Source organism: Microbacterium sp. CFSPD4_SD4 (assembly GCF_057364585.1).
In genome coordinates this window covers 161260-180379 of sequence record NZ_JBNFOC010000004.1, presented here as the reverse complement: position 1 = coordinate 180379, position 19120 = coordinate 161260, and the positions used below count along the sequence as shown (strand labels likewise).

The following is a 19120-nucleotide window of genomic DNA, read 5'->3' as shown; positions in this document are numbered from 1 at the left end:
AGAGGGGCCGGAGAATCTCCGACCCCTCTTCCGCAGTGGTTACTTGACGGATCCGCCCGCAGCCACGATCTTCTGCTCGGCGGAACCCGAGACCTTGTCGACCGCGACGGTGAGCTTCACGGCGATGTCGCCGTTGCCGAGAACCTTGACCTTCTCGTTCTTGCGAACCGCACCCTTGGCGACCAGGTCGCTCACGGTGACGTCGCCACCCTGGGGGTAGAGCTCCGCGAGCTTCTCCAGGTTCACGACCTGGTACTCGACGCGGAACGGGTTCTTGAAGCCGCGCAGCTTCGGCGTGCGCATGTGCAGCGGCATCTGGCCACCCTCGAAGCCGACGCGCACGGTGTTGCGGGCCTTGGTGCCCTTCGTGCCGCGACCGGCCGTCTTGCCCTTCGAGCCCTCACCGCGACCGACACGGGTCTTCGCGGTGTTGGCACCCGGGACCGGACGCAGGTGGTGGACCTTCAGCACGCCGGGGCGGGACGCCGGGGCGTCCTTCTTCGGCGCAGCCTTGGCGGAGCCGTCGGCCTTCGCGTCGGCGGCAGCGGTCTTGGCCGGTGCCTTCTTCGCGGCGGGCTTCTTGGCGGCGTCGGCCTTGGGAGCCGCCGCCTTCTTCGTGGCCTTCTCGGCCTCGACGGCCTCGTTCTTCTCAGCCATTAGTCGATCTCCTCAACCTTGACGAGGTGGGCGACGGTCTTGACGTAGCCGCGCGTCTGCGCGTCGTCGGGGCGGACGGTGGTGTCACCGATCCGCTTGAGACCGAGGCTGCGCAGCGTGTCGCGCTGGTTCTGCTTCTCGCTCACCTTGGACTTGATCTGCGTGACCTTGAGTCGCGCGGCCATCAGGCACCTACCTTCTGTGCGGCGATGGCCTCGGCCTCGGCGCGGACGAGCCGGGCCGGGGCGACCTGGTCGAACTCGAGACCACGACGTGCGGCGACGGCGCGGGGCTCCTCGAGCTCCTTCAGGGCGGTGACCGTCGCGTGCACGATGTTGATCGTGTTCGACGAGCCGAGCGACTTGGACAGCACGTCGTGGATGCCGGCGCACTCGAGCACGGCGCGGACCGGACCACCGGCGATGACACCGGTACCGGCAGCGGCGGGGCGCAGGAGCACCACACCGGCGGCCGACTCACCCTGCACGGGGTGCGGGATGGTGCTGCCGACGCGCGGGACGCGGAAGAAGTTGCGCTTGGCCTCTTCGACACCCTTCGAGATCGCCAGGGGGACCTCACGGGCCTTGCCGTAGCCGACGCCCACCAGACCGTTGCCGTCGCCGACGACCACGAGAGCGGTGAAGCTGAAGCGACGACCACCCTTCACGACCTTCGAGACGCGGTTGATGGTGACGACGCGCTCCAGGAACTGGTTGTCGCCGCGGTCGCGCGAGTTGCGGTCGCGGCCGCCCTGGTTGCGGTCACGTCCGCCGCGGCGGCCGTCCCGCTGGTCGCGAGTGGGCTCAGCCTGCGTGGTGCCGGCGGCCGTCTCGGAAGTGGCAGCAGCCGCTTCGGTCACTTCGTTCTCCTTGTTGTCACTCACAGTGCCAGACCCCCTTCACGGGCGCCGTCGGCGATGGCGGCGACACGACCCGCGTAGCGGTTGCCGCCACGGTCGAACACTGCCTCGGAAACGCCTGCGGCCTTCGCACGCTCGGCGAGGAGCTCGCCGACCTTGCGAGCCTTGGCGGTCTTGTCGCCATCCAGCGAACGCAGGTCGGTCTCGAGCGTCGAGGCCGAGGCGACCGTGTGGCCCTTGCTGTCGTCGACGAGCTGCACGAAGACGTGACGCGCCGAACGGTTGACGACGAGGCGCGGACGCACCTCGGTGCCCACGATCTTCTTGCGAAGACGGGCGTGACGACGCGCGCGGGCGTCGGACTTCGACTTCACAGCCATGGTTACTTACCAGCCTTTCCGGCCTTGCGACGCACGACCTCGCCGGCGTAGCGCACACCCTTGCCCTTGTACGGCTCGGGCTTGCGGATCTTGCGGATGTTCGCAGCCGCCTCACCGACGGCCTGCTTGTCGATCCCGCTGACGGTGAGCTTGTTCGTGCCCTCGACCGTGAGCGTGATGCCGGCGGGCGGGTCGACCAGGACCGGGTGCGAGAAGCCGAGGGCGAACTCGACCGAGTTGCCCTTCTGCTGCACGCGGTAACCGGTGCCGACGACCTCGAGACCCTTGGTGTAGCCCTGGGTCACGCCGATGATGTTGTTGTTGATGAGCGTGCGGGTCAGGCCGTGAAGCGACCGGGACTCGCGCTCGTCGTCGGGGCGGGTGACGAGAACCTGGTTCTCCTCGACCGACACCTCGATGGGGCTGGCCACCGTGAGGGTGAGCTCACCCTTGGGGCCCTTCACCGCGACCTCACGGCCGTCGACCGAAACGGTCACGCCCGCGGGAACGTCGATGGGAAGTCGTCCAATACGCGACATTTCGGATTACCACACGTAGGCGAGAACTTCTCCGCCCACGCCCTTCTGCTCAGCCTGGCGGTCCGTGAGGAGACCGGAGGAGGTGGACAGGATGGCCACGCCGAGGCCGCCGAGGACCGTGGGGATCTCGGTCGACTTCGCGTACACGCGGAGGCCGGGCTTCGACACGCGCTTGATGCCCGCGATCGAGCGCTCGCGGTTCGGGCCGTACTTCAGCGTCAGCGTGAGGTTCTTGCCCACGCGCGCGTCGGAGGTCTCCCAACCGGCGATGTAGCCCTCCTGCTGGAGGATCTCTGCGATGTGCGTCTTGAGCTTGCTCGACGGCAGCGTCACGGTGTCGTGGTGCGCCGAGTTCGCGTTGCGCAGACGGGTCAGCATGTCTGCGACCGGGTCTGTCATTGTCATTGTTGTCTACTTTCGTTCATGAGGTTCCGGCTGCCGTTACACGACAGACGGCCTGCGATGAGCACGCAATCTTCAATTGTACGTGCACATCGACGGGCTCAGTGACACGAGACCACTGAGCCCGTCGAAGGGTCACGCCTGGGCGTCGTCCGCGCGGAACGGGAAGCCGAGGTGACGGAGCAGCGCCCGACCCTCGTCGTCCGTCTTCGCCGAGGTCACGACGGTGATGTCGAAACCACGGACGCGGTCGATCTTGTCCTGATCGATCTCGTGGAACACGCTCTGCTCCTGGAGACCGAAGGTGTAGTTGCCGTTGCCGTCGAACTGCTTGGCCGACAGACCGCGGAAGTCGCGGATGCGGGGCAGCGCGAGCGAGACCAGGCGGTCCACGAACTCCCACGCACGGTCGCCACGGAGGGTGACGTGCGCGCCGATGGCCTGGCCCTCACGCAGCTTGAACTGCGCGATGGACTTGCGGGCCTTGGTGACGATCGGCTTCTGGCCGGTGATCTTGGTGAGGTCGTCGACCGCACCTTCGATCACCTTGCTGTCGCGAGCAGCCTCGCCGACACCGGTGTTCACGACGACCTTGACCAGGCCGGGGATCTGCATGACGTTCTCGTAGCCGAACTCGTCCTGCAGAGCCTTCTTGATCTCGGCGTTGTACTTCGCCTTCAGGCGGGGCTGGATCTTGCCAGCCACCGCAGCGTCGGTCGTTGCCATCAGAGGTCCTTACCGCTCTTCTTCGCGAAGCGCACGCGGACGGTGCGCTTCACGCCGTCCTTGGTCTGCTCCTCGACCCGGTGGCCGACCTTGGTCGGCTTCTTGGTCGAGGGGTCGACGAGTGCGACGTTCGAGATGTGGATGGGCGCCTCGACGGTCTCGAGGCCACCCGTCTTCGTGCCACGCTGCGTCTGACCGACGCGCGTGTGCTTGGTGACGTAGTTGACGCCTTCGACGACGACACGGTTCTGCTCGACGAGGACGTCGAGGACCTTGCCCTGCTTGCCGCGGTCGCCACCACGCTCGGGCTTGGCGCCCGAGATGACCTGAACCAGGTCGCCCTTCTTGATCTTCGCCATGATCAGATGACCTCCGGTGCCAGCGAGACGATCTTCATGAACTTCTTGTCGCGAAGCTCACGGCCGACCGGCCCGAAGATACGGGTGCCGCGGGGCTCCCCGTCGTTCTTCAGGATGACGGCGGCGTTCTCGTCGAACTTGATGTAGGAGCCGTCGGGACGACGGGTCTCCTTCTTGGTGCGGACGATGACCGCCTTGACGACGTCGCCCTTCTTGACGTTGCCACCGGGGATCGCGTCCTTGACGGTCGCGACGATGGTGTCGCCCAGACCGGCGTACCGGCGGCGCGAGCCACCGAGGACGCGGATCGTGAGCAGCTCCTTGGCGCCGGTGTTGTCGGCGACCTTGAGACGGGACTCCTGCTGAATCACTTGGCCTTCTCCAGAATCTCCACCAGACGCCAGCGCTTGGTGGCGCTCAGCGGGCGGGTCTCGTTGATCAGGACCAGGTCGCCGATGCCGGCGGAGTTCGCCTCATCGTGCGCCTTGACCTTCGACGTCCGGCGGATGACCTTGCCGTAAAGCGGGTGCTTCACGCGGTCCTCGACCTCGACGACGATCGTCTTGTCCATCTTGTCGCTGACGACATAGCCACGACGGGCCTTGCGGTACCCGCGGGCGTCGGCGTCGCGCACGTCGTGAGCGGCGTGCTCAGCCTCGACGGCGGCTTCCTTCTTGGTGGCCATCACTCAGCCTCTTCCTTCGGGGCGTCCTCGGCGGCGTCCGCCTTCTTCGCCTTCGACTTGGTCGCCTTCTTCGCGGGAGCCTCGACCGGAGCGGGCGTCGCACGGATGCCCAGCTCGCGCTCGCGGATCACCGTGTAGAGGCGCGCGATGTCGCGCTTGACGGCGCGGATGCGGCCGTGGCTCTCCAGCTGGCCGGTGGCCGACTGGAAACGGAGGTTGAACAGCTCCTCCTTGGCCTTGCGCAGCTCCTCAACGAGGCGCTGGTCTTCGAACGTGTCGAGCTCTGCCGGAGCGAGCTCCTTGGTGCCGATCGCCATTACGCGTCGCCCTCCTCGCGCTTGATGATGCGTGCCTTGAGCGGCAGCTTGTGGATTGCACGGGTCAGTGCCTCGCGAGCGAGCTGCTCGTCGACACCCGCGACCTCGAAGAGGACGCGGCCCGGCTTGACGTTGGCGACCCACCACTCGGGGGAACCCTTACCGGAACCCATGCGGGTCTCGGCCGGCTTCTTCGTGAGCGGACGGTCCGGGTAGATGTTGATCCACACCTTGCCGCCACGCTTGATGTGACGGGTCATCGCGATACGAGCGGACTCGATCTGACGGTTCGTCACGTACGCGGGGGTGAGGGCCTGGATGCCGAACTCGCCGAAGGAGACCTTCGTGCCGCCGGTGGCCTGACCCGAGCGCCCCGGGTGGTGCTGCTTGCGGTACTTGACCTTACGGGGGATGAGCATTATGCCGACGCTCCTTCTGCAACAGGTGCCTCGTTGCGCGGGGCACGGCGGCGGTCACCACGGTCGTCACGGCGCGACTTCGGCGCGTTGGCCTGCTCGCGCGCGAGCTCCTTGGCGGTGAGGTCGCCCTTGTAGATCCACACCTTCACGCCGATGCGGCCGAAGGTGGTCTTGGCCTCGTAGAAGCCGTAGTCGATGTTCGCGCGCAGCGTGTGCAGCGGCACACGACCCTCGCGGTAGAACTCCGACCGGCTCATCTCGGCGCCGCCGAGACGGCCCGAGACCTGGATGCGGATGCCCTTGGCGCCGGCGCGCTGCGCGCCCTGCAGACCCTTGCGCATCGCGCGACGGAACGCCACGCGAGCCGAGAGCTGCTCGGCGATGCCCTGGGCGACCAGCTGAGCGTCGGCCTCGGGGTTCTTGACCTCGAGGATGTTCAGCTGGATCTGCTTGCCCGTGAGCTTCTCGAGGTCGCCGCGGATGCGCTCGGCCTCTGCACCACGACGACCGATCACGATGCCCGGGCGGGCGGTGTGGATGTCGACGCGGACGCGGTCACGGGTGCGCTCGATCTCGATGTTCGAGACGCCGGCACGGTCGAGCTGCGTCTGCAGCAGGCGACGGATCTTGATGTCCTCGGCCACGTAGTCGGCGTAACGCTGACCCGGCTTCGTCGAGTCGGAGAACCAGCGCGACACGTGGTCCGTGGTGATGCCGAGGCGGAAGCCGTACGGGTTGACCTTCTGTCCCATTACTTGCTCGCCTTCTTGTTGCTGTCGCCGGCCGCGGCAGGAGCCGCCTCCGGCGTCGAGAGCACGACCGTGATGTGGCTCGTGCGCTTCTTGATCTGGAAAGCGCGACCCTGTGCACGGGGCTGGAAACGCTTGAGCGTCGTGCCCTCGTCCACGTACGCGTTCTTCACGTACAGGTCCTGCTCGTCGAGGTACTCGCCGTCACGATCCGCCTTGACCTGCGCGTTGGCCATGGCCGACGCGACAAGCTTGTAGATCGGCTCACTGGCGGACTGCTGAGCGAACTTCAGGATCGCCAGAGCCTCCTGGGCCTGCTTGCCCTTGATGAGCGCGACGACACGACGAGCCTTCTGAGGGGTCACGCGGATGTGTCGCACGCGTGCGATGGACTCCACCATTTCTCTCTCCTCTATCGCCGCCGCGTCAGCGGCGACGGCCCTTCTTGTCGTCCTTCTCGTGGCCGCGGAAGGTGCGGGTGGGCGCGAACTCGCCCAGCTTGTGACCGACCATGGTCTCGGAGACAAACACGGGGATGTGCTTGCGACCGTCGTGGACCGCGATCGTGTGACCCAGCATGGCCGGGATGATCATGGACCGGCGGGACCAGGTCTTGATGACGTTCTTCGTGCCGGCTTCGTTCTGCACGACCACCTTGCGAAGCAGGTGCTCGTCGACGAAGGGGCCCTTCTTGAGACTGCGAGGCATCTTCTCTTACTCCTACTTGCGCTTCTTGCCGGCGTTGCGACGACGCACGATGTACTTGTCGCTTTCCTTGTTGGCGTGGCGGGTGCGGCCCTCGGCCTGACCCCACGGGGAGACGGGGTGACGTCCACCGGACGTCTTGCCCTCACCACCACCGTGCGGGTGGTCGACCGGGTTCATCGCGACACCGCGGACGGTCGGGCGGACGCCCTTCCAGCGCATGCGGCCGGCCTTGCCCCAGTTGATGTTCGACTGCTCGGCGTTGCCGACCTCGCCGATGGTCGCGCGGCAGCGCGCATCGACGTTGCGGATCTCACCGGAGGGCAGACGCAGCTGGGCGTAGGGGCCGTCCTTGGCGACGAGGCGGACCGACGCACCGGCCGAGCGCGCCATCTTCGCGCCGCCGCCGGGGCGGAGCTCGATGGCGTGGATGACGGTACCCGTGGGGATGTTCTTCAGCGGGAGGTTGTTTCCCGGCTTGATGTCCGCCGCGGGGCCCGACTCGACGATGTCGCCCTGCTTCAGCTTCGCCGGCGCGAGGATGTAGCGCTTCTCGCCGTCGAAGTAGTGCAGCAGCGCGATGCGCGCGGTGCGGTTGGGGTCGTACTCGATGTGCGCGACCTTGGCGTTCACGCCGTCCTTGTCATTGCGACGGAAGTCGATGACGCGGTACTGGCGCTTGTGGCCACCACCGATGTGACGGGTCGTGATGCGGCCCTGGTTGTTGCGACCACCGGTCTTCGAGATCGGGCGCAGCAGCGACTTCTCCGGCGTCGATCGGGTGATCTCGGCGAAGTCAGCCACCGACGAGCCGCGACGGCCCGGGGTCGTGGGCTTGTACTTGCGAATAGCCATGATTGTCCTTATCCCCCGGATCAGCCGATTGCCGTGAAGATGTCGATGGTGCCCGACTTCAGGCTCACGATGGCGCGCTTGGTGTCCTTGCGCTTACCGGTGCCGAAGCGGGTGCGACGGGCCTTGCCGACGCGGTTGATCGTGTTGACGGACGCGACCTTGACGCCGAAGATCTTCTCGATGGCGAGCTTGATCTCGGTCTTCGAAGCGCGCGGGTCGACGAGGAAGGTGTACTTGCCCTCGTCGATCAGGCCGTAGCTCTTCTCGGACACGACCGGCTTCAGGATGATGTCGCGCGGGTCCTTGTTCAGGGCCGTCTGGAGAACAGATGCCTGCTCGCTCATGCGGAGACCTCCTGGTTGGCGCCGGACTTGGAGGCGATGAAGCCCTCGAGCGCGGCCTGGGTGAAGACGATGTCGTCGGAGACGAGCACGTCGTAGGCGTTGAGCTGGTCGAACGTCAGCACGTGGACGTGGCCGAGGTTGCGGATGCTCTTGAGCGCGAGCTCGTCGCCGCGCTCGATGACCACGAGGACGTTCTTCGACGTGGCGACCTGGGCGAGGAAGCCCGCGGCGGCCTTGGTCGACGGCGCGCCGTCGGTGCCGAACGTGTCGATCGCGTGCAGACGGTCACCGCGGAAGCGGTCGCTGAGCGCGCCCAGCAGGGCGGCCGCGATCATCTTCTTGGGGGTGCGCTGCGAGTAGTCGCGCGGCTTCGGGCCGTGCACGATGCCACCGCCGGTCATGTGCGGCGCGCGGATCGAGCCCTGGCGGGCGTTACCCGTGCCCTTCTGCTTGAAGGGCTTGCGGCCGGCACCCGAGACCTCGCCACGACGCTTGGTCGAGTGCGTGCCCTGGCGAGCCGCCGCGAGCTGCGCGACGACGACCTGGTGGATGAGCGGGATGTTCGTCTTGACGTCGAACAGCGCGGCGGGAAGCTCGACGGAGCCTGCCTTCTTGCCGTCTGCCTTGAGGACGTCGAGCGCGAGAGTGGAGTCAGCCATGATCAGGCACCCTTCACTGCGTTGCGGACGTAGACGATGCGGCCGCGAGCACCGGGGACGGCGCCCTTGACGAGCATGAGTCCCTTCTCGATGTCGATGGCGTGCACCGTGAGGTTGAGGACGGTCACGCGCTCGCCACCCATACGGCCGGCCATGCGCATGCCCTTGAAGACGCGGCTCGGGGTCGACGATGCGCCGATGGAGCCGGGCTTGCGGTGGTTGCGGTGCGCACCGTGCGATGCCGAGACGCCCTTGAAGTTGTGGCGCTTCATGACACCGGCGGTGCCCTTGCCCTTGCTCGTGCCGACGACGTCGACGAGCTGGCCGGCCTCGAACGTGCCGTCCACCGTGAGCTCCTGGCCCAGGGTGTAGTCGGCGGCGTCGGCCGTGCGGACCTCGGTCACGTGGCGGCGCGGCGTGACGCCGGCAGCCTCGAAGTGAGCCGAGAGGGGCTTGTTCACCTTGCGCGGGTCGATCTGGCCGTACGCGATCTGCACGGCGTTGTAGCCGTCCTTCTCGGGGGTACGGATCTGGGTGACCACGTTCGGCGCGAGCTCGATGACGGTGACGGGAACGAGCTTGCCGTTCTCGTTCCAGACCTGGGTCATGCCGAGCTTGGTGCCGAGCATGCCCTTGGAAACCTTGGAGTTGATGTCAGCCATGTCGAACCTCAGAGCTTGATCTCGATGTTGACGTCGGCCGGCAGGTCGAGACGCATCAGCGAGTCGACGGCCTTGGGCGTCGGGTCGACGATGTCGATCAGGCGCTTGTGGGTGCGCATCTCGAAGTGCTCGCGGCTGTCCTTGTACTTGTGGGGCGACCGGATGACGCACACGACGTTCTTCTCGGTCGGAAGGGGCACGGGTCCGACGACGGTCGCGCCCGCACGGGTCACGGTGTCGACGATCTTGCGTGCGGACGTGTCGATGACCTCGTGGTCATACGACTTCAGGCGAATGCGGATCTTCTGTCCCGCCATTGTCTGCTCTCTCTCTTTAAGCGTCTTACCGTCCGGGACCGGGTGGCCCTGGGGCATTGGACGCACGTCGGCGCTGTTCGCGCCTCGGCACTCGTTCTTCTCGGGCCCTCGACCTCGCGGTCGGGAGCCTGTCGAAGAGGCTGCACCACTGTTCTGCTGTCAGCCGTACACCCGGAGGTGACGGATGCCCGACCCCCGCCGCGCACGGCAGTGCCCTCGATGATGAAGGTGTCGGGATTGTGTTCTGCTGCCCGCGGCCTAGAACCCTGCGGCCTCCCGGAGGAGGCGCCGTCTATGCACTGCCCTGGCAGTGATCCGGCGCACGCACAGCGGCGACGGAATATCGAACCTGTCTATTCTGCCACGGCGGATTTCACTTCTGCAAACCCGGGCGTGTCGCGCTCACCGGACTCTCAGGGACCCCCTCCTCCGCGAGCGTTCAGCCCGCGGAGGAGCGCGGGGCGAGGCATCCCCATGCCTCGCCCCGCTTGGGGAGGGCGTTCAGTGCGAGGGGGCACACCGAACGCGAGGAATCCAGCGTGAAGGGACGCCGGACGCCTCGACCGAGGGCACGGCGGAAGACCCGCCGCGCAGGCGGGGAGACGCTCAGGCGCACGGAGTGCGCGCGTCGCACGATGATCCCCAAAATCGTTTTCCCCAGATTTCCAACGCGGACGAACCGCGTGATTCGGGAGCCGAACCCCTTCGGCGTCCCCGACCGCAAGATCCCCAGGCGGTCGACATGATCCTACTCGATGTATCCGCGAATGCGCCACATCCGAGGGCGCTGTGCACCGGCATTCCCCCGGACGCGGAAGAGCGGCGGCCCCGTCTCGGGGGCCGCCGCTCTTCCGCGGAGACGTCCGGCTCTACTCGTTGCCGATGCTCTTGTCCGCGCTGTCGCGGATCTCGTCGATCTTGTCCGCCGCGCCCGGTGCGATCTTCTTCGCGAAGTCGGCGACGCCGTCGAGCACCTTGTCGCTGATGTCTTCGGCCTGCTCGCTCTTGACGGCTTCGGCGAGCTTGTCCTTGTTCTGCTCGTACAGGTCCTTGCCCTTGTTGACGGCGTCCTCGATACCCATGTGAATCCCCTTCGGAGGTGTGTGCTTCCGACGATCGCGCCGGACACCTCATTGTGCCGGGCAGAACCGGGCGACGGAACCCTCGATCCGGAAAACGACAAAGGGGTCGAGCCCGAAGGCTCGACCCCTTTGCGAGGAAGCAGATGCTTACTTGATGATCTTCGTCACCGTACCGGCGCCGACCGTACGACCACCCTCACGGATGGCGAAGCCGAGGCCCTCCTCCATGGCGATCGGCTGGATCAGCTCGACCGTCATGTCGGTGGTGTCGCCGGGCATGACCATCTCGGTGCCCTCGGGCAGCGTGATGACGCCGGTGACGTCCGTGGTGCGGAAGTAGAACTGCGGACGGTAGTTCGTGTAGAAGGGGTTGTGGCGGCCACCCTCGTCCTTGGACAGGATGTAGGCCGTGCCCTCGAAGTCGGTGTGCGGCGTGACCGAACCCGGCTTCACGATGACCTGGCCGCGCTCCACGTCCTCGCGCTTGGTGCCGCGGAGGAGCAGACCACAGTTCTCGCCGGCCCAGGCCTCGTCGAGCTGCTTGTGGAACATCTCGATACCGGTGACGGTCGTCTTCTGCGTCGGGCGCAGACCCACGATCTCGACCTCGGAGTTGATGGCCAGGGTGCCACGCTCGGCGCGACCCGTGACGACGGTGCCACGACCGGTGATCGTGAAGACGTCCTCGACGGGCATGAGGAACGGCTTGTCACGGTCACGCTCCGGGTCCGGAACGCTGTCGTCGACAGCCTGCATGAGCTCGAGGATCGCGTCGACCCACTTCTCGTCGCCCTCGAGGGCCTTGAGAGCGGAGACACGGACGACGGGAGCGTTGTCGCCGTCGAAGCCCTGGCTCGAGAGCAGCTCGCGGACCTCGAGCTCGACGAGCTCCAGGATCTCCTCGTCGTCGACCGCGTCGGACTTGTTCAGCGCGACGAGCAGGTAGGGGACGCCGACCTGCTTGGCGAGCAGCACGTGCTCGCGCGTCTGCGCCATCGGGCCGTCGGTGGCCGCGACGACGAGGATCGCGCCGTCCATCTGCGCCGCACCCGTGATCATGTTCTTGACGTAGTCGGCGTGGCCGGGGGCGTCAACGTGGGCGTAGTGGCGCTTCGGGGTCTCGTACTCGATGTGCGAGATGTTGATCGTGATACCGCGCTGGCGCTCTTCCGGCGCCGAGTCGATGGAAGCGAAGTCACGCTGCACGTTCGTGTCGGACGGGTACTTGTCAGCAAGCACCTTCGAGATCGCTGCGGAGAGCGTGGTCTTGCCGTGGTCGACGTGACCGATCGTTCCGATGTTGACGTGCGGCTTGGTCCGCTCGAACTTGGCCTTAGCCACTGGGTCCTCCTCAGGACGTCGTTGTAGAGGTGCCGGGCACTGGTTTGCGACCGGTTCTCTACGGGTTAGGTTCTCAGTTTAGTAGAGAGGGAATGTGAAGTTGTAGGTGACCTGGGAACCCCGGGTGCTTCGACAGGCTCAGCGACCCAGGGTTCCCAGAAGTGTTACTCGCCCTTGGCCTTCTGGACGATCTCGTCGGCCACCGCGCGCGGGACCTCGGCGTAGCTGTCGAACTCCATGGAGTAGACGGCACGGCCCGAGGTCTTCGAGCGCAGGTCGCCGATGTAGCCGAACATCTCGGACAGCGGCACCGCGGCGCGCACGACCTTGACGCCGGCGGCGTCCTCCATCGACTGGATCTGGCCACGACGCGAGTTCAGGTCGCCGATGACGTCGCCCATGTACTCCTCCGGAGTACGGACCTCGACGGCCATCAGCGGCTCGAGCAGCACGGGGTTGGCACGGCGAGCGGCCTCCTTGAAGCCCATGGAGCCCGCGATCTTGAACGCCATCTCCGAGGAGTCGACGTCGTGCGCCGCACCGTCGACGATGGTCGCCTTGACGCCCACCATCGGGTAGCCCGCGAGGACACCCACGTTCATGGCGTCCTGGAAACCGGCGTCGATCGAGCCGATGTACTCGCGCGGGATGCGGCCACCGGTGACCGCGTTCACGAACTCGTACGTCTTCTCGCCGTCGAGCTCGAGCGGCTCGATGTTGAACTGGATCTTGGCGAACTGGCCCGATCCACCGGTCTGCTTCTTGTGCGTGTAGTCGTGCTTCTCGACGGCCTTGCGGATCGTCTCGCGGTACGCGACCTGCGGCTTGCCGACGTTCGCCTCGACGCGGAACTCGCGCTTCATGCGGTCCACGAGGATGTCGAGGTGCAGCTCGCCCATGCCCTTGATGGTCGTCTGACCGGTCTCGGGGTTGAGCTCCGTGCGGAAGGTCGGGTCCTCCTCAGCGAGCTTCTGGATCGCGAGACCCAGCTTCTCCTGGTCGGCCTTGGTCTTCGGCTCGATGGCGACCTCGATCACCGGCTCCGGGAACGTCATCGACTCGAGGACGACCGGCTGCGCGATGTCGGCGAGGGTGTCACCGGTGGTGGTGTCCTTCAGGCCGATGACGGCGTAGATGTTGCCGGCGGTCAGCTTGTCGACCGGGTTCTCCTTGTTGGCGTGCATCTGGAAGATCTTCCCGATGCGCTCCTTCTTGCCCTTGGTCGAGTTGATGACCTGGGCGCCCGACTCGAGCTCGCCCGAGTAGACGCGCACGTACGTCAGACGGCCGAAGAACGGGTGCACGGCGACCTTGAAGGCCAGGGCCGCGAACGGGTCCTTCGCGTCGGGGTGACGCTCGATGATCTTCTCCTCGTCCTTCGGGTCGTGCGCCTCGATGGCGGGCACGTCCAGCGGGGACGGGAGGTAGTCGACGACGGCGTCCAGCATCGGCTGCACACCGCGGTTCTTGAAGGCGGAGCCGCAGAGGACCGGGTAGATCTCGCTGGCGATGACCATCTTGCGGATGGCGCCCTTGATCTCCGCGACGGTGAGCTCCTCGCCGCCGAAGAACTTCTCGAGAAGCTCCTCGTCGGTCTCGGCGACCGTCTCCAGCAGCTGCTGGCGGTAGTCCTCGGCCTTGTCCTTGAGGTCGGCCGGGATCTCCTGCACCTCGTAGGAGGCACCCATGGTCACGTCACCCTTGGCGTCGCCGGGCCACACCAGGGCGCGCATCTCGATGAGGTCGATGACGCCGACGAAGTCGTTCTCGGCACCGATCGGGAGCTGCAGCACCAGCGGCTTGGCGCCGAGGCGGTTGATGATCGTGTCGACCGTGAAGTAGAAGTCCGCGCCGAGCTTGTCCATCTTGTTGACGAAGCAGATGCGCGGGACGTTGTACTTGTCGGCCTGACGCCACACGGTCTCGGACTGGGGCTCGACGCCCTCCTTGCCGTCGAACACGGCGACCGCGCCGTCGAGGACGCGGAGCGAGCGCTCCACCTCGACCGTGAAGTCCACGTGACCGGGGGTGTCGATGATGTTGATCTGGTTCTTGTTCCAGAAGCAGGTCACGGCGGCAGACGTGATCGTGATGCCGCGCTCCTTCTCCTGCTCCATCCAGTCGGTGGTCGAGGCACCGTCGTGCGTCTCGCCGAGCTTGTGGTTGACGCCCGTGTAGAACAGGATGCGCTCGGTCGTCGTGGTCTTGCCGGCATCGATGTGCGCCATGATGCCGATGTTGCGGACCTTGCTCAGGTCCGTGAGCACGTCTTGTGCCACAGGAGTGTCCTTATCTATTGGAGCAGCAGGTGTACTGCGAAGAGGGGGTGCGACGGGCCCAGGAACGCGGAAGGGTCCCTGAGCCCGTCGAAGGGGTTACCAGCGGTAGTGAGCGAACGCGCGGTTCGACTCGGCCATCTTGTGGGTGTCCTCGCGGCGCTTGACCGCGGCACCGAGGCCGTTCGACGCGTCCAGGATCTCGTTCTGGAGACGCTCGGTCATCGTCTTCTCACGACGACCCTTGGCGTAGCTCACGAGCCAGCGCAGCGCGAGGGTGTTCGCGCGGTGCGGCTTGACCTCGACCGGAACCTGGTAGGTCGAGCCACCGACGCGGCGGCTGCGGACCTCGAGCGTGGGGCGCACGTTGTCGAGCGCCTTCTTCAGGGTGGCGACGGCGTCCTGGCCGTTCTTCGCCTCGACACCGCGGAGGGCGCCGTAGACGATCGACTCGGCCAGCGACTTCTTGCCGTCGACGAGGATCTTGTTCACCAGCGAGGTGACGATCGGAGCGCCGTAGACCGGGTCGTTGACGACGGGGCGCTTGGGGGCGGGACCCTTACGAGGCATCTAACTCAACCCTTCTTCGCGCCGTAGCGGGAACGAGCCTGCTTACGGTTCTTGACGGCCTGGGTGTCCAGAGCGCCACGGACGATCTTGTAACGCACGCCGGGGAGGTCCTTCACACGACCGCCGCGGACGAGCACCAGGGAGTGCTCCTGCAGGTTGTGGCCCTCACCGGGGATGTACGCGGTGACCTCGGTCCCGTTGCGGAGCTTCACACGAGCGACCTTGCGCATCGCCGAGTTCGGCTTCTTCGGGGTGGTGGTGTAGACGCGGGTGCAGACCCCGGCCTGCTGCGGGTTCGACTTGAGCGCGGGCGCCTTGGTCTTCGAGACCTTGGGCGAGCGACCCTTGCGAACCAACTGCTGAATGGTTGGCACGTTCTCTCCTCATAGTGCTGCACGGTGACAGCGTGATGGGTTTCACATCATGACCCACCGGCACGCCGGAACCGGCGAGCTTTTGGTGTGGTGGGTATGCCGTGGGGGCGGACCGGCGAGGTGCCGACGCCCAGCGCGCACGTCAGGACGTGCACACACCTGATCAAGTGTAATGCCGCGTAACCTGACGGTCAAATGACGGCCGCCCTCGCCCGGCCCGCGCGGAGTCAGGGGATGTCGGGGTCGAACGGGGAGTCCAGCGACTCCGTCAGCTCGGCGAGGAGCGCCTCGATCTGCGGCTCGACGTGCCGGGACACCGCCGCCTGGATCGTGATGCGGTGCCGGAGCAGGATCCCGCAGATCTCCCGGCCGACGAGGTTCGCGTACTCGTCCGCGAGGGCGACCTCCTGTCGCAGTGCCGTCTTGGCCTCGTCGGAGAGCGGAGGCAGCGGTGGCAGCTCGGCCGCGGAGTCGTCGGCGAGGCCGGCGATCGTGAAGAGGAAGGGGGCACCGGGCACCGGCTCCGGGTCCAGCGGCATGCCCTCGAACTCGGGGTCGAGGTCTTCCGTCGGTCGATAGCTGCGGGCCCTGTTGCGCGCGGCCTGCTGGTCGAGTTCCCGCTGCAGCGTGGGGAGGTTCCGCGCGGTGTACTCGGCGACCGCGTGGTCGACGATCGTCTTGATGCGCGTCGACAGGCCATGCTGGACGCCGTGCGGGGTGGTGCCGGCGATTCCCGCGGCGGCGAGGATGGGCGAACCGAGACAGCGTCGGCAGGGCGCGGTCCGGCCGCGGTGCGTCGCCGGCTCCCAGCGCGGCACCCAGCGCAACCAGGCCTCGACGGCCTGGTCGACCTGCGTCTCCAATGAGCGCTCCACCCCACCAGCGTACGGCGCGTCGCCGCTCGCGGCGCGGATTTTCCGGGGTGTCATTCCCCCTCGTCGCGCTCCCACGGCCATCGCGGCTGCGCCGACTTCGTGCGGCGCAGGGCGATCCCGCCCCAGGCGGCCACCGCCGCCGCGGCGAGGAGCACGAGACTCGCGCCGCCGCGGACGAGATCTCCGGTGACGGCCGTGGCCACGACCACATCGCTCGTCGCGACGAGCACGGCGAACCAGACGGTGGCCAGGTGCACGAGGGCCGTGAGCAGCGCGATCACGGGAGCGGAGCCGAAGGAGGCGTGTCCCCGCCGCACCGTCGCCCACAGGACCAGTGCGAACACCACGACCGCCGCGACCATGCCGGACACCCCGGGGATCTGCCCGAGGCCCGGTGCATCGATGATGTCCCGGTCGGTGGCGACGCTGAGCGCACCGAGGCCGAAGACGGCGAGGGCGAAGAAGGCGATGGTGGCCATCACTGCCGCGAGGACAGCCGAAACCCCCGCGGACTCGGGCCCGCGGGGGTTCGGCTTGGTGGTGTTCGTGATTACCTCGACAGGGTGGGACCGGCCTCGAGGGTGCGCTCGTACTCGCGCTGCGCCTCCTCGTTCAGCTCGGTCTTGCGGGCGCCACTGCGGGCCACCCAGGCGCCGAACCAGATCGTGAGCTCGCGGGCGAACACGAAGGCCGCGATCGCCAGCGGTGCCAGCAGCTGCTCCCCCGCGAGTTCGAGGCCCTGCGACGCCGTGAGCTTCCAGAACGGCGCCTCGAAGAGCTGCCCCAGGATGTGTCCGGCGTAGGCGATGAGTCCGACCACGATGCCGAACACCACCCACAGGCCCCAGCGGCCACGGTTGATGATCGCTCCGAGGAGCCAGAAGCCGAGGAAGAACACGACTACCGGCGTCCAGAAGCCCCAGGTGAGCAGCGGGGCCACGAGCGCCTCGCCGATGTTCTCCCCGTTCACGTCGCCGGCGAGAGCGCCGAGGCCGAGGACGGTCGCGAGGTAGAGCAGCGCGAAGGCGACGGTGGCGAGCAGGCCGATGGCCCCGGCGGTGCCGCGGTTGCCGCGCTCGCGCGGCGGCTCCGGCGCCTGCACGAAGATCGGCTGCGGCTGCTGGGGCTGCGGCGCGGCGGCAGCGGCACCGTTCGTGAGCGGCTCGGAGGGCACGATCCGGGTGTCGGTGTCGTCGGCGTGGGAGGCGTAGGCGGCGCCTGCCATGGCCGACTCCTCGTGCGCGCGGGGGGCCGAGGTGTCGTACAGCGAGGTCTCCGGCGTCGCGTACAGCGAGGTCTCGGGGGTCGCGTCGCGTCGCTCGTCACCGAAGCTGTCGGCGACGGGACGGTCGCCCTCTGTACGGCTTGGAGCCGGTGCGGAGGAGGCGAAGGTGCCGGGGTGCTCCCGCTCGGCGGCCTCGAACGCGGCGAGATCGGGGTCGACCGCGGGTTCCTGCCGCGCGGCGGCGTGGTCGGCCGGCGTCTCCGCAGACGCCGGCGTCGCGTCTTCGGCACGCGAGCGGTCGACGTCGTCCGCGCCGCCGGGAACATCTCCGCGGGCTGCCGCTGCGGCGTCGAGACCGGCGTTCGCGCTGCCGACGACGTCGTCGACGTCGTTCGACTTCTCGGGCTGACGAGCCTCGGGATCACTCATGGGATGCGCCTCTCATCGGGGATGTGCAGTGCGAGATTACCGCCGCGCGTCCCGGCGCTTCCGGAGGCGTGCCGTCGTGTCGCCATACGCGTCGCCGCGCGGGTTCCGCGGCTCAGGGGAAAGTGCTGCGGAGCGCGTCGCCGGCGAACTGCGCGAGGATCGGGAGCATCGGCAGTGAGAGCCAGACCAGAGCGCCGACGATCCCGGCGCACACGATGCCGGCGAACCAGCTCATCCCGAGGTTCCGACCACCCACCCGTGCCATGGTCCCACCGTAGGCCCACGCCCCCGCGCAGGCCGTGAGCAACGCCGCGACGCGGCCGCCTCGGTCAGCGGACGCCGCGGCCGCGCATCCGCCACAGCAGCCAGAGCCCGGAGGCCGGGACCAGTAGGAACCCCAGCAGCAGGAGCAGGTGCCACTCCCCGAAGGACGGGACGAGCGGGTTCACCACGTCCGACACCGCGTCGCCGTCGGTCGAGCTGCCGGAGGCCGACCCCGTCGAGAACCCCGTCATGGTCGAGGTGATCAGGAAGGACAGCCCCGTGGCCGCGAAGGGCACGAGGATCGCGAGCGCCTTCTCCCAGGTCCGCCACATCGCACTGAGGCTCACGAGCACCGCGCCCACGAACCAGCCGACGACCGGCACCACGATCCCGCCGAAGCTCAGGGTGAGCGCGGCCGCGATCGCGAAGCCCCGCGTCGCCGTCGTCGGCGTACGAGGTGCCGACGGAGCGGGCGCGGGCGCAGGGAACACGACGGGCGGCACCGTCGGCACCTCGTCCTCCGCTTCACGGGCGATCCCTCGGGGATCCCCCAGCCTGTCGATCCGTTCCGCGGTCGCCTCCGCGTCGAGCCCGTCGAGCTCCTCCGCGATCCCGCCGCGGATGTCCGAGGCGACACCGTGCGGGAGCCCCCGCATCGCCTCGTCCAGCCGGGCCAGGTAGTCGTCACGCAGCTCGGCTGCGGTCTTCTCGGTCATGGTCATCCTTCCCCCACCATGCCCGTGACGGCACGGGCGAACGGCGCCCACTGCGCCCGGAAGCGCGCGAGCTGATCGATACCGGCATCCGTGAGCCGGTAGTACTTGCGCGCCGGACCGCTCTCGGACGGCCGGTCGAACGTCGTCACCCAGCCGTTGTCCCGCAACCGCCCGAGCAGCGGGTAGAGCGTGCCGATGCTGGCGATCAGCCCGGCGCCGGTGAGTTCCTCCGACAGCTGCCAGCCGTACATGGGCTCGCGCGAGAGCAGGCCGAGTACGCAGTACTCGACCACTCCTTTGCGCATCTGCGCCCCGGCGTCCGCTGTCATGCCTC

At 67.4% G+C, this 19120-nt stretch carries 31 protein-coding genes; all 31 read right to left on the bottom strand.

Going from position 1 to position 19120, the window contains the following annotated elements:
* Positions 1 to 39: 39 nt before the first annotated feature.
* The gene (gene rplO / locus AC2W7E_RS08900) at positions 40 to 657 is read right to left on the bottom strand and encodes a 50S ribosomal protein L15 (protein WP_082758410.1); all 618 of its coding nucleotides are present in this window, start codon (positions 655 to 657) and stop codon (positions 40 to 42) included.
* A complete protein-coding gene (rpmD, locus tag AC2W7E_RS08895) occupies positions 657 to 842 on the bottom strand; it encodes a 50S ribosomal protein L30 (RefSeq protein ID WP_017201575.1) in 186 nt (61 codons plus the stop codon). The genes rplO and rpmD overlap by 1 nt, the downstream gene beginning before the upstream one ends.
* Complete coding sequence (gene rpsE, locus AC2W7E_RS08890) at positions 842 to 1516, bottom strand: 30S ribosomal protein S5 (protein ID WP_200838869.1); 675 nt, start codon at positions 1514 to 1516, stop codon at positions 842 to 844. The genes rpmD and rpsE overlap by 1 nt, the downstream gene beginning before the upstream one ends.
* Before the next feature lie 20 nt (positions 1517 to 1536).
* Positions 1537 to 1896 carry a 50S ribosomal protein L18 gene (rplR, locus tag AC2W7E_RS08885; protein WP_025102394.1) on the bottom strand — a complete coding sequence of 120 codons (360 nt, stop codon included), beginning with the start codon at positions 1894 to 1896 and terminating at the stop codon, positions 1537 to 1539.
* Positions 1897 to 1898: 2 nt separating this feature from the next.
* Positions 1899 to 2435: a 50S ribosomal protein L6 gene (rplF, locus tag AC2W7E_RS08880; protein WP_025102395.1), complete on the bottom strand. Its 537-nt coding sequence runs from the start codon at positions 2433 to 2435 to the stop codon at positions 1899 to 1901.
* Positions 2436 to 2441: 6 nt separating this feature from the next.
* The gene (rpsH, locus tag AC2W7E_RS08875; protein WP_025102396.1) at positions 2442 to 2840 is read right to left on the bottom strand and encodes a 30S ribosomal protein S8; all 399 of its coding nucleotides are present in this window, start codon (positions 2838 to 2840) and stop codon (positions 2442 to 2444) included.
* Between the two features lie 132 nt (positions 2841 to 2972).
* A complete protein-coding gene (rplE, locus tag AC2W7E_RS08870) occupies positions 2973 to 3563 on the bottom strand; it encodes a 50S ribosomal protein L5 (RefSeq protein ID WP_217316511.1) in 591 nt (196 codons plus the stop codon).
* A complete protein-coding gene (gene rplX / locus AC2W7E_RS08865; protein WP_025102398.1) occupies positions 3563 to 3922 on the bottom strand; it encodes a 50S ribosomal protein L24 in 360 nt (119 codons plus the stop codon). The genes rplE and rplX overlap by 1 nt, the downstream gene beginning before the upstream one ends.
* 2 nt (positions 3923 to 3924) lie before the next feature.
* The gene (gene rplN, locus AC2W7E_RS08860) at positions 3925 to 4293 is read right to left on the bottom strand and encodes a 50S ribosomal protein L14 (RefSeq protein WP_025102399.1); all 369 of its coding nucleotides are present in this window, start codon (positions 4291 to 4293) and stop codon (positions 3925 to 3927) included.
* A complete protein-coding gene (rpsQ, locus tag AC2W7E_RS08855; RefSeq protein WP_025102400.1) occupies positions 4290 to 4607 on the bottom strand; it encodes a 30S ribosomal protein S17 in 318 nt (105 codons plus the stop codon). The genes rplN and rpsQ overlap by 4 nt, the downstream gene beginning before the upstream one ends.
* Complete coding sequence (gene rpmC / locus AC2W7E_RS08850; protein ID WP_025102401.1) at positions 4607 to 4924, bottom strand: 50S ribosomal protein L29; 318 nt, start codon at positions 4922 to 4924, stop codon at positions 4607 to 4609. The genes rpsQ and rpmC overlap by 1 nt, the downstream gene beginning before the upstream one ends.
* Positions 4924 to 5343, bottom strand: a complete 420-nt coding sequence (rplP, locus tag AC2W7E_RS08845; protein ID WP_025102402.1) for a 50S ribosomal protein L16 — start codon at positions 5341 to 5343, stop codon at positions 4924 to 4926. The genes rpmC and rplP overlap by 1 nt, the downstream gene beginning before the upstream one ends.
* A complete protein-coding gene (gene rpsC / locus AC2W7E_RS08840) occupies positions 5343 to 6095 on the bottom strand; it encodes a 30S ribosomal protein S3 (RefSeq protein WP_025102403.1) in 753 nt (250 codons plus the stop codon). Before rpsC ends, rplP begins: the two co-directional genes overlap by 1 nt.
* The gene (gene rplV, locus AC2W7E_RS08835; protein WP_025102404.1) at positions 6095 to 6493 is read right to left on the bottom strand and encodes a 50S ribosomal protein L22; all 399 of its coding nucleotides are present in this window, start codon (positions 6491 to 6493) and stop codon (positions 6095 to 6097) included. The genes rpsC and rplV overlap by 1 nt, the downstream gene beginning before the upstream one ends.
* A 25-nt stretch (positions 6494 to 6518) precedes the next feature.
* Positions 6519 to 6800: a 30S ribosomal protein S19 gene (rpsS, locus tag AC2W7E_RS08830; protein WP_017201589.1), complete on the bottom strand. Its 282-nt coding sequence runs from the start codon at positions 6798 to 6800 to the stop codon at positions 6519 to 6521.
* Positions 6801 to 6812: 12 nt separating this feature from the next.
* Complete coding sequence (rplB, locus tag AC2W7E_RS08825; RefSeq protein ID WP_025102405.1) at positions 6813 to 7652, bottom strand: 50S ribosomal protein L2; 840 nt, start codon at positions 7650 to 7652, stop codon at positions 6813 to 6815.
* A gap of 20 nt (positions 7653 to 7672) precedes the next feature.
* Complete coding sequence (rplW, locus tag AC2W7E_RS08820; RefSeq protein WP_025102406.1) at positions 7673 to 7996, bottom strand: 50S ribosomal protein L23; 324 nt, start codon at positions 7994 to 7996, stop codon at positions 7673 to 7675.
* Positions 7993 to 8655 (bottom strand): 50S ribosomal protein L4, encoded by a 663-nt coding sequence (gene rplD / locus AC2W7E_RS08815; RefSeq protein WP_025102407.1) that lies wholly within the window; start codon positions 8653 to 8655, stop codon positions 7993 to 7995. The genes rplW and rplD overlap by 4 nt, the downstream gene beginning before the upstream one ends.
* Before the next feature lie 2 nt (positions 8656 to 8657).
* Entirely contained in the window at positions 8658 to 9317 is a 660-nt protein-coding gene (gene rplC / locus AC2W7E_RS08810) for a 50S ribosomal protein L3 (protein WP_062632874.1), read from the bottom strand.
* A gap of 8 nt (positions 9318 to 9325) precedes the next feature.
* A complete protein-coding gene (gene rpsJ / locus AC2W7E_RS08805; protein ID WP_017201594.1) occupies positions 9326 to 9634 on the bottom strand; it encodes a 30S ribosomal protein S10 in 309 nt (102 codons plus the stop codon).
* Positions 9635 to 10503: 869 nt separating this feature from the next.
* Entirely contained in the window at positions 10504 to 10716 is a 213-nt protein-coding gene (locus tag AC2W7E_RS08800; RefSeq protein WP_062765219.1) for a hypothetical protein, read from the bottom strand.
* A 147-nt stretch (positions 10717 to 10863) separates the two neighbouring features.
* The gene (tuf, locus tag AC2W7E_RS08795; RefSeq protein ID WP_062632876.1) at positions 10864 to 12057 is read right to left on the bottom strand and encodes an elongation factor Tu; all 1194 of its coding nucleotides are present in this window, start codon (positions 12055 to 12057) and stop codon (positions 10864 to 10866) included.
* 164 nt (positions 12058 to 12221) lie between these two features.
* Positions 12222 to 14336 (bottom strand): elongation factor G, encoded by a 2115-nt coding sequence (fusA, locus tag AC2W7E_RS08790; RefSeq protein ID WP_062632877.1) that lies wholly within the window; start codon positions 14334 to 14336, stop codon positions 12222 to 12224.
* A gap of 96 nt (positions 14337 to 14432) precedes the next feature.
* On the bottom strand, positions 14433 to 14903 hold the full coding sequence (gene rpsG, locus AC2W7E_RS08785; protein ID WP_017201608.1) for a 30S ribosomal protein S7: 471 nt from the start codon (positions 14901 to 14903) through the stop codon (positions 14433 to 14435).
* A gap of 5 nt (positions 14904 to 14908) precedes the next feature.
* Positions 14909 to 15277, bottom strand: a complete 369-nt coding sequence (gene rpsL / locus AC2W7E_RS08780) for a 30S ribosomal protein S12 (RefSeq protein ID WP_013584051.1) — start codon at positions 15275 to 15277, stop codon at positions 14909 to 14911.
* Between the two features lie 227 nt (positions 15278 to 15504).
* The gene (locus AC2W7E_RS08775) at positions 15505 to 16152 is read right to left on the bottom strand and encodes a hypothetical protein (protein WP_062765222.1); all 648 of its coding nucleotides are present in this window, start codon (positions 16150 to 16152) and stop codon (positions 15505 to 15507) included.
* Between the two features lie 50 nt (positions 16153 to 16202).
* The gene (locus AC2W7E_RS08770; protein ID WP_231729497.1) at positions 16203 to 16631 is read right to left on the bottom strand and encodes a hypothetical protein; all 429 of its coding nucleotides are present in this window, start codon (positions 16629 to 16631) and stop codon (positions 16203 to 16205) included.
* Positions 16632 to 16702: 71 nt separating this feature from the next.
* The gene (locus tag AC2W7E_RS08765; protein WP_062765228.1) at positions 16703 to 17806 is read right to left on the bottom strand and encodes a hypothetical protein; all 1104 of its coding nucleotides are present in this window, start codon (positions 17804 to 17806) and stop codon (positions 16703 to 16705) included.
* A gap of 112 nt (positions 17807 to 17918) precedes the next feature.
* Positions 17919 to 18071, bottom strand: a complete 153-nt coding sequence (locus AC2W7E_RS08760) for a hypothetical protein (RefSeq protein ID WP_164498161.1) — start codon at positions 18069 to 18071, stop codon at positions 17919 to 17921.
* A gap of 64 nt (positions 18072 to 18135) precedes the next feature.
* Complete coding sequence (locus AC2W7E_RS08755) at positions 18136 to 18786, bottom strand: HAAS signaling domain-containing protein (protein WP_485988946.1); 651 nt, start codon at positions 18784 to 18786, stop codon at positions 18136 to 18138.
* Positions 18787 to 18788: 2 nt separating this feature from the next.
* Complete coding sequence (locus AC2W7E_RS08750; protein WP_249521583.1) at positions 18789 to 19115, bottom strand: PadR family transcriptional regulator; 327 nt, start codon at positions 19113 to 19115, stop codon at positions 18789 to 18791.
* Positions 19116 to 19120: the final 5 nt, after the last annotated feature.